This is a genomic window from Akkermansia sp. GGCC_0220, assembly GCF_017566105.1.
Classification (GTDB): domain Bacteria; phylum Verrucomicrobiota; class Verrucomicrobiia; order Verrucomicrobiales; family Akkermansiaceae; genus Akkermansia; species Akkermansia massiliensis.
This window is the reverse complement of the sequence record NZ_JABFCI010000086.1, coordinates 1-229: the sequence shown is the minus strand read 5'-3', so window position 1 is coordinate 229 and position 229 is coordinate 1. Positions and strand designations below refer to the sequence as shown.

General features: G+C 32.8%; 1 protein-coding gene. It reads left to right on the top strand.

Going from position 1 to position 229, the window contains the following annotated elements; genetic code table 11:
• On the top strand, positions 1-229 hold a 229-nt coding region (locus HJW02_RS13090; RefSeq protein ID WP_208050693.1), incomplete at both ends, for a hypothetical protein.

Genomic DNA, 229 nt, shown 5'->3' with positions numbered 1-229 from the left:
ATAGCAAATGCAGTACTTAATACTCCATCTGATAAGACTGATGAAGACGGAAAAATTAAGATTAAAGTTGATACAGCAGATACAGCAGATGAGGCATTTAAGACTGGAAATGGAACTTTGAATATCAAAAATAATGATGGTAAAATCTTAGCTTCTGTTTCTGTAAAAGTAAATTATGCTGGTTCAGTAGACAACTATAAGATAGAAACCCAAGGAGATAATACTGGCA